The organism is Lysobacter xanthus (assembly GCF_047159895.1).
The window spans coordinates 43,688-52,327 of sequence record NZ_BAAGAB020000012.1; the positions used below are offsets into that span (position 1 = coordinate 43,688).

Below are 8,640 nucleotides of genomic sequence, written 5' to 3' on the forward strand. Positions count from 1 at the left end.
GATGCAGGCGCTCAGCCCGGCGACGTCGCGCCTCGCAGGCGGGCCATGAGCCGATTGAACGCGGCCGCGAGTTCGACGAGTTCGCCCGCGTCGCGCGCGGCGACCTTGACGTGCAGATCGCCGGTGCCCGCGCGTGCGACCCGGTCGACCAGCACCTCGGCCGGACGGAGCACGCGCCGTGCAAGCCAGCCGGTCGCCCAGGCACAGGTACCTCCGACGAGGAGCACTGCGATGCCCCACGGCAACGCGTCCTGCAGCGGATGCGCCGCCATGCGCGGCACGAGCACGACGGACGCGGCGGAGGAGCCGAACGCGCGCTCGCGCGCGAGCACCCGACCACCGAGCCGAACCGGCAGGCGACCGTCGCGCAGCGCCTCCGCGAGAGGTGCGGCGTCGGACGGCGCCAGCGTGGTGACGGCGAGGTCTGTCGCACCATTGCGGACGAGTGCGCCGTCGACGCCGACCGAGGCCAGCGCGGACGTGTACTCCGGGCCGAGCGACCTCGAAACCAGCAGGAAACCGTCGCTGACGCCAACCGCGGCGAGCGGCAGCACCGCGACCAGATGCAGTTGATTGCGCTCGACCCATACGCCCGTCGTGGCCGCATCGCGATCGCGGGCGGCGCGCACGACGTCCTCCGCTGCGACCCGGCCGGGGGCGAGCAGCGTCGACGTGCCGCCGAGGATGCGGCCGTTCGCATCGAGGACGGCGCTGGATTCGAAACCGAGCCGCGACTCGCGCTCGCGCAGGAGATCCACCACCGACGCGGTGTCGACGGGCTGCCCGGGCAGGGCGCCGCCCACGGCGGCTTCGACGTAGCCGGCAAAGGCGGGATCCTCGGCCACCAGGCCGGCGCGATTGGCCAGGTCGTCGCGCAGGCGCGATTCGATGAAGCGCTGCACCGCGCGTGCGCGGTCGATCGCGACGGCTTCGTCGGAAGCGCGACGCTCCAAGGTGTGCCACGCGCCGAGCGCGAGCAGAAGCGCGCAGAGCGTCAATGTCAGCAGGACGCGCAGGCGCCGGAATCGCGCGCGCGTCACGGCCGCACCGCCGCGGTATCACCGATGCGCGGACGCAGCGCGACGAGCTTCACCTGCATCGGCGCGGTGGAACGGCCGTCCCAGGCGAACGAGCGTGCCGCCGCGCGTGGATGCCAGACCACGAGCGTGCCGGCACGCGCCGGAAGCCCCTCGAGCTCGAACGAACCGTCGGCCCGCGCCTGCGTCACGTATGGGGTTTCCAGCACGAGGACATTCGTGCGCATGTTGCGATGCACGCGACAGCCCACCACCGCCAGCCCCGGACGATCGAAGCGCTGCGAGCGCGTCTCGCCGGCCCCGAAGTTGCCGAGGTCGAAGCTCAGGCCCGGGGTCGCGGAGAACACGTTGTGCATGATGCCGTCGCGGTTCGGAAACGCCACGGTGCTGCCCACCGGCACGACGAGCTCGGTGGGGTCGAAGCCCTTGGCGTAGGTCATCGCGGTCGCACGGACCGGCGTAGGCCGCGGCGCACCCCCGTCGGGCAGGAAGTAGATGACCGTCTCGGCGAGTTCGCCCGGCGCGACGAGCTGTCGACGGGCGGCCTCGAGGGTGATGCGGCCGGTCACCGCGCGGGAGTCCTTCGCGCGCCGCGTCTCTCCCGGCGCCGCGCCGGCGATGGATGTGCAGGCCAGGGCAAGCAACGCCGCGGCGGCCAGAGCGCGACGGAATCGGATGTCTCTCATGCGGGTTCCCCTGCTGGCGCCGGTTCGGGCGCGTGTTCGGAGGCCTTCTACGCGGCCGGACGACGGCCGGATGCAGTCCTGCTGCGATGACCGCGCGGTTCGCGACGACGGACGCAGGAACGGACCGGGCGCCCTGCTCAGGCACGTTGCGCGCCGTGCTCCGTCCTATGCCGGCGGACGATCGACCCGTGGGGGCGATACCACGGACGTCGCTCCGACCAGGGGACGGCGTGTCGCGCTTCGCCGCAGTCGCCGTGCAACGCAAGCAGAAGCACTTCGTGTCCGCGATTCGTCGACTTCGGACGTTGACAGCGCGCTGGCGTGCAGACGAGGACCCATCCCCGTTGCAAACCGCGCGCCAGCGCCTCGGGACCACGCAGGCGACGCTCCGCAAGCGGCCGTGGCGCCGCCGTCGCAGTGCCGCAAAGAAAACGGGGCGCCCCCTCGGAGCGCCCCGCTTTCATTTCCGAGGCCGCGAATGCCGGCCGTCGTTACTTCACTTCATCGAAGACGTACTCGTGCTGCCCGTCGCGCACGATCAGGCGGCGCACGCCGTCCTCGTCGGCCCGCACGAACGGGAAGCCTGCGGCCTGCGGATCGATGGTCAGGAAGGCGAGGCTGCCGTCGGGCTGCGGCAGCGTCGCGACCGCGGAGGAGAACGTGCCGACGTCGAACCAGGTCTCGTTGCCCTTGCGGGTGACGATCAGGTCGCCGAGCGCGGCGTTGCGGTAATGCGGCGCGAGGCCCGCGAGCGCGGCGGCATCGGCCGGCCACTGGATCAGCTTGCGGCCCGCTTCGTACTCGGCGTGCATCGCCTTCGCGCCGGCCGCGGCCGCCGCTTCGGCCTGCGGCTCGCCGTCGAACATCAGCTCCATCAGGCGGCGCTTGAACGGCCCGCGCAGCATCACGCCCGCATCGGAGTTGGTGAGGATCACCGCGCCCACCTTCTGGTCCGGCCACCACATCATGTTGGAGTGGAAGCCGCCCATGTCGCCGCCGTGGTCGACCACGGTGACGCCGTCGCTGCGGTCCACCATCAGTGCCATTGCGTAGTTCCGGTCGACGCCCAGCGCGATCTGCGGCTCGCGGCGCTGCATCAGCGCGGGTTCGCCGATGTAGCGGCGGCCGTCGGGCAGCACGCCGCGATCGATCTCCATCTGCACGTACTTCAGCAGGTCGTTGACGGAGCTCCACGCGGCGCCCGCCGGGCGCGACGACCGGATCGTGTCGTTGAGGCCCATCGCCATGACCCGCACGTTGTGGTCGACGTCGTAGCCGTGCGGGCGCGAGAAGTTGCCGGTCTGCGCGCGCCCGTAGTCGAACGTCGTATTCTTCATGCCGAGCGGGTCGAAGACCAGCGCCTGCATCGCACGGTCGTAGCCGGCGCCGAGCTCGGTGCCGGGATACGCCACCTGCCCGCCGATGAAGCCCGCCGCGGCCGCCATGGGATTGGAGTACTGGAACAGCTCGCCGAAGCCGCTGGTGGGCTGCATGGTGCCCAGGGTCGCCATCACCGTCGCGGGACTCTGCTTCTCACCCTCGAACAGCCATTCGAAATCCTGCCGGGGCACGCCGGTGCAGGCGCAGATCAGGTGCTTGACCAGCACCTTCGACGTGGTGTCGGCACTGCCGAGCTTGAACGCCGGGTAGACGCTGGTCACCGGCGCATTCCAGTCGAGCTTCTTCGCGTCGACCAGCTTCGCCAGCATCAGCGTGGTCAGCGCCTTGGTATTGGACGCGATCATGAAGCGGGTATCGCCGTTGACGGGCGCCGGCTTGCCGAGTTCGCGCACGCCGAAGCCCTGCGACATCACCACCTTGCCGTCCTGCACGATGCCGATCGAAACGCCCGGGACGTCGTAGGCTTTGCGCATCGACTCCACGAACTCGGCGACCTTCGCGAGGCGCGCCGCGTCGAGCGGATGCGCGGTGCGGCCGGCGAACGTCTCGCGGGTGTACCCCGCCGCCTGCAGGCGCTGCATGATCTTGCCGGTCTGCGAGGCGCGCTTCTCCGCGACCGACTGGTCGAGGTCGATCGCGACGACCGTCCATGCCGTGCCGCGGCGCAGGGCCACGGCCTGCACGGCGCGGTGCGCGTTCTCGGCGACGTCGTAGCTGTAGAAGCGGCGCTGTTCCCAGCCGTCGCGCGGCGCGCTGTCGGTGGCGACGAGGAACTTCGGGTCGGTGCCGAGCACCTTCCACGCCTGCGCGACGGCGGCGTCCGGGTCGTCACCAGTCGCGTCGAGCAGCAGGATGCGCGAGCCGGCTTCGGGCGGCGCCAGGACGACGCCGTTCGACGCGGCGGCCTGCGTCCAGCCCGAGGGCAGGACGAACGTGGTGCCGCGCGGCGTGGCGGACGGGCGGTCGGCCGCCGTGTCGGCGGTCGGTTGCGCGGCCGGGGGTGCGGCGAGCGCAGGAAGCGCGACGATGAGTGCGGCGCAGAGCAGGCTTGTGCCCAACAGGTTCTTCATGGTCCCTCCATGGGAATCCCCGGGGCCGCGATCGGACATCGCGGCGGGCGGGTCGGGGCCACTCTACGCAGCGGCGCGGCGCGTGCAGGACCGTGCGACGGACGGTGGCCCACCGGGATCCAAGCCGGCCGGCAGCGCCCCGGAACGTCCCCGCCGGGCCGGCGCTGCGGCGTGGAGGCCCGCATAACGGGAATGGACTAAAATCCCGCTGCTGTGTCGGGCGGTCCCTTCGACGGCACGTCGCGCCATCCTTTCGTATCAACGACTTAACCAACCCAGTCGGCCGGATCGCGTGGATGCGCGTTCGTCGGTGCCGGCGCGGAGCCCGCTGATGATCTTCGAAACCCTCGACACCACCGGCCACGAGCAGGTCGTCTTCTGCCACAACAAGGACGCAGGCCTCAAGGCCATCATCGCGATCCACAACACGGTGCTCGGCCCGGCGCTCGGCGGCACGCGCATGTGGCCGTACGCTAGCGAACAGGAAGCGCTCAACGACGTGCTGCGCCTGTCGCGCGGCATGACGTACAAGAACGCGGTCGCGGGGCTGGACATCGGCGGCGGCAAGGCGGTGATCATCGGCGACCCGTCGAAGGACAAGTCCGAGGCGCTGTTCCGCGCGTTCGGCAAGTTCGTCGACTCGCTGGGCGGGCGCTACATCACCGCCGAGGACGTCGGCATCGACGTCAACGACATGGAATACGTGTACCGCGAGACCGAGTACGTCACCGGCGTGCACCAGGTGCACGGCGGCTCGGGCGACCCGTCGCCGTTCACCGCCTACGGCACGCTGCAGGGCCTGATGGCCACGCTCAACCGCAAGTACGGCAACGAGGAAGTCGGCCAGTACAGCTACGCGGTGCAGGGCCTCGGCCACGTCGGCATGGAATTCGTGAAGCTGCTGCGCGAGCGCGGCGCGAAGGTCTTCGTCACCGACATCAACAAGTCGCTGGTCGAGCGTGCGGTCGACGACTTCGGTGCCGAGGCGGTGTCGACCGACGAGATCTACGACGTGCCGGCCGACGTCTACTCGCCGTGCGCGCTGGGCGGCACGGTCAACGAGAAGACGCTGCCGCGCCTGAAGGCCAAGATCATCTGCGGCGCCGCGAACAACCAGCTCGCCAACAACGCGATCGGCGACGAAGTCGAGAAGCGCGGCATCGTCTACGCACCGGACTACGCGGTGAACGCGGGCGGCGTCATGAACGTCGCGCTCGAGATCACCGGCTACAACCGCGAGCGGGCGATGCGCATGATGCGCACGATCTACCACAACCTCGCGCGCATCTACGAGATCGCCGACCGCGACAAGATCCCGACCTACATGGCCGCCGACCGCATGGCCGAGGAGCGCATCGCGATGCTCGGCAAGCTCAAGCTGCCGCTGGGCCGCTCGAAGGCGCGCTTCGAAGGGCGCATCCGCGGCGGGCATTGATCGGTCCGCGACCGATCAATCCCAAGTTTTTCGCATCGCGAAAAACTTGGGCCCCCGCCTGTGCCATCCACAACCCCCGCCCCTGACGGGGCGCCCCCCCTTGACTCAAGGGGGGGGGCTGGGGGACACGTAACGGCGCTGCGTCCGACGGTCCGCCCGGGCCGTACTGGCGAGCGTCACGACGACCGAACCGAGGCTGTCCACGATGCGACCGTTCCCCCTGGGCGAAGAGATCGATGCGCTGCGCGATGCGGTCCGCCGCTTCGCCGAGTCGGAGATCGCGCCGCATGCCGCGCAGATCGACCACGACAATGCCTTCCCGCAGGACCTGTGGCCGAAGCTCGGCGAGATGGGCCTGCTCGGCCTGACCGTGCCTGGCGAGTACGGCGGCAGCGAGATGGGCTACCTCGCGCACCTCGTGGCGATGGAGGAGATCTCCCGCGCGTCCGGTTCGGTGGGGCTGTCCTACGGCGCACATTCGAACCTGTGCGTCAGCAACCTCTACGCGAACGCCAACGAGGCGCAGCGGGCCAAGTACCTGCCGAAGCTGTGCACCGGCGAGTTCAAGGGCGCGCTCGCGATGAGCGAGCCGGGCGCCGGTTCCGACGTGGTCGGCTCGATGAGCTGCCGCGCGGAGCTGCGCGGCGACGTCTGGGTGGCCAACGGCAACAAGATGTGGATCACGAACGGCCCCGAGGCGGACGTGCTCATCGTCTACATGCGCACGGCCGGCAAGGAGGCGGGCAGCAAGTGCATGACCGCCTTCCTCGTCGAGAAGGGCATGAAGGGCTTCAGCACGGCCCAGAAGCTCGACAAGCTCGGCATGCGGGGCTCGAATACGTGCGAGCTCGTTTTCGAGGACTGCGAGATTCCGCAGGAGAACGTGCTCGGCGACGTGCACAACGGCGTCAAGGTGCTGATGAGCGGCCTCAACACCGAGCGCCTCGTGCTCACCGGCGGCCCGCTCGGCCTGATGCAGGCGGCGATGGACATCACCCTGCCCTACGTCCGCGAGCGCAAGCAGTTCGACGCCGCGATCGGCACGTTCGGGATCATGCAGGCGAAGGTCGCCGACATGTATACCGCGCTGCAGTCGAGCCGCGCCTTCGCCTACCAGGTCGCCCGGGATTACGACGCGGGGCACAAGTCGCGCGTGGACGCGGCCTCGTGCCTGCTCCATGCGTCGGAAGCCGCGGTGCAGGTGACGCTCGAGGCGATCCAGTCGCTCGGCGGCAACGGCTACATCAACGAGTACCCGACCGGTCGCCTGCTGCGCGACGCGAAGCTCTACGCGATCGGCGCCGGCACCAACGAGATCCGCCGCATGCTGATCGGCCGCGAGCTGTTCGCCGGCAACAGCTGAGCCGCACCGACCGCGACGATGGGCCGCCTCCGGGCGGCCTTTTTCGTTGGCGGCCGACGGCCTCGCCGCGCCTTTCACGGGTCGCTCACGCCGTGGATCCGGGCGTTTGCGGCAGCGCAACATACCGCCGCATAATCGGGCGGTTCCGGCCCCGCGCCGGCTCCCCTCCCCGGAGTCCGCCATGAGCGACGTCGTCATCGTCGGTGCCAAGCGCACCGCCATCGGTTCCTTCCTCGGCCAGTACACCGGCGTGCCGACGCCCGAGCTCGGCGCGTCCGCGATCCGTGGCGCCCTCGAGCATGCCGGCATCGCGCCGGACGCCGTGCAGGAAGTCCTGATGGGCTGCGTGCTGCCCGCCGGCCTCGGCCAGGCACCGGCACGCCAGGCCGCCATCGCCGCGGGCGTGCCGACGTCGGCCGCCTGCATCACGATCAACAAGGTCTGCGGATCGGGCATGAAGGCGATGATGCTGGCCGCCGACATGATCCGTTCGGGCAGCGCGGAGGTCGTGGTCGCCGGCGGCATGGAGTCGATGACCAATGCCCCGCACCTGCTCAACGGCTCGCGCACGGGCATCCGCTACGGCTCGGCCGAGTTCCTCGACCACATGGCGCACGACGGCCTGACCAATCCGTACGACGGCAAGGCGATGGGCGTGTTCGGCGACGCGACCTGCGCGAGCTACGCGTACACGCGCGAGACCCTCGACGCCTTCGCGGCCGAGAGCGTGCGTCGCGCGCAGGGCGCGGTGCAGTCGGGCGCCTTCAAGGCCGAGATCGTCCCGGTGACCGTCAAGGGCCGCAAGGGCGAGGTCGTGGTCGACACCGACGAGGAGCCGGGCAAGATCGACGCCGCGAAGATCCCGTCGCTGCGCGCCGCGTTCGGCAAGGACGGCCTGCTGACGGCGGCCACCTCGTCGAAGATCTCCGACGGCGCCGCCGCCGCGGTGCTGATGTCGGCCGAGACCGCGCAACGCCTGGGCGCGAAGCCGATCGCACGCCTCGTCGCACAGGCGGGGCATGCGCAGGAACCGGAGTGGTTCACCACCGCCCCGATCGAGGCCACGCGGCGCGTGCTCGAGAAGGCGGGCTGGTCGGTCGACGACGTCGACCTGTTCGAGATCAACGAAGCCTTCGCCTGCGTCGCCATGGCGCCCATGAAGGACCTCGGCATCCCGCACGAGAAGCTCAACGTCAACGGCGGCGCGGTCGCGCTGGGCCATCCGATCGGCGCCAGCGGCGCGCGCCTGGTGGTCACGCTGCTCCACGCGCTGCAGGCGCGCGGCGGCAAGCGTGGGGTCGCGTCGCTGTGCATCGGCGGCGGAGAAGCCACGGCGGTTGCAATCGAAATCATCTGACGTTAAAGATTCGTGATGCGCCGCTCGTCAATTCATCGCTTGACATGCCGCAGCCGCTTGTCATCATGTTTAGGGCGCGCAACTGCGCGTTGCCAAACCACACGACGAGGAATCGATTCAATGAACATCAACAAGGCGCTGCTCGCCCTGGCCCTCGGCCTGGCTCTGACGGCTTGCTCGAACAAGGACCAGGCTGCTGACTCCGCCGCGACCGCGCAGCAGGATGCCGCCACCGCGCAGGCCGCTGCCGACGCGACCGCCGCTGCCGACCCGAACGCTGCCGGCGCTGCG

General features: G+C 70.1%; 6 protein-coding genes. 3 read left to right on the forward strand and 3 right to left on the reverse strand.

Annotated features, from left to right (window positions below):
- Positions 1-11 precede the first annotated feature (11 nt).
- The 3 genes from ACY35P_RS05555 to ACY35P_RS05565 form a co-directional block, all read right to left on the reverse strand.
- Entirely contained in the window at positions 12-1,040 is a 1,029-nt protein-coding gene (locus tag ACY35P_RS05555; RefSeq protein WP_462114837.1) for a HAMP domain-containing protein, read from the reverse strand.
- Positions 1,037-1,723 carry a cupredoxin domain-containing protein gene (locus ACY35P_RS05560; protein ID WP_462114838.1) on the reverse strand — a complete coding sequence of 229 codons (687 nt, stop codon included), beginning with the start codon at positions 1,721-1,723 and terminating at the stop codon, positions 1,037-1,039. The genes ACY35P_RS05555 and ACY35P_RS05560 overlap by 4 nt, the downstream gene beginning before the upstream one ends.
- 491 nt (positions 1,724-2,214) lie before the next feature.
- On the reverse strand, positions 2,215-4,194 hold the full coding sequence (locus ACY35P_RS05565; protein WP_462114839.1) for a serine hydrolase domain-containing protein: 1,980 nt from the start codon (positions 4,192-4,194) through the stop codon (positions 2,215-2,217).
- A gap of 331 nt (positions 4,195-4,525) precedes the next feature.
- Here ACY35P_RS05565 and ACY35P_RS05570 point away from each other — a divergent pair, with 331 nt between their 5' ends.
- From ACY35P_RS05570 to ACY35P_RS05580, 3 genes are all read left to right on the forward strand, one after another.
- Positions 4,526-5,629: a Glu/Leu/Phe/Val dehydrogenase dimerization domain-containing protein gene (locus ACY35P_RS05570; RefSeq protein ID WP_462114840.1), complete on the forward strand. Its 1,104-nt coding sequence runs from the start codon at positions 4,526-4,528 to the stop codon at positions 5,627-5,629.
- Between the two features lie 205 nt (positions 5,630-5,834).
- On the forward strand, positions 5,835-6,992 hold the full coding sequence (locus ACY35P_RS05575) for an isovaleryl-CoA dehydrogenase (protein ID WP_462114841.1): 1,158 nt from the start codon (positions 5,835-5,837) through the stop codon (positions 6,990-6,992).
- Positions 6,993-7,173: 181 nt separating this feature from the next.
- The gene (locus ACY35P_RS05580; RefSeq protein WP_462114842.1) at positions 7,174-8,349 is read left to right on the forward strand and encodes a thiolase family protein; all 1,176 of its coding nucleotides are present in this window, start codon (positions 7,174-7,176) and stop codon (positions 8,347-8,349) included.
- The last annotated feature ends 291 nt before the right edge of the window (positions 8,350-8,640 follow it).

What these genes read in the sequence shown, in the direction of transcription:
- ACY35P_RS05560 (WP_462114838.1), bottom strand. Translation starts at nt 1,723, where the DNA reads ATGAGAGACATCCGATTCCGTCGCGCTCTGGCCGCCGCGGCGTTGCTT.
- ACY35P_RS05565 (WP_462114839.1), bottom strand. Translation starts at nt 4,194, where the DNA reads ATGAAGAACCTGTTGGGCACAAGCCTGCTCTGCGCCGCACTCATCGTC.
- ACY35P_RS05570 (WP_462114840.1), top strand. Translation starts at nt 4,526, where the DNA reads ATGATCTTCGAAACCCTCGACACCACCGGCCACGAGCAGGTCGTCTTC.
- ACY35P_RS05575 (WP_462114841.1), top strand. Translation starts at nt 5,835, where the DNA reads ATGCGACCGTTCCCCCTGGGCGAAGAGATCGATGCGCTGCGCGATGCG.
- ACY35P_RS05580 (WP_462114842.1), top strand. Translation starts at nt 7,174, where the DNA reads ATGAGCGACGTCGTCATCGTCGGTGCCAAGCGCACCGCCATCGGTTCC.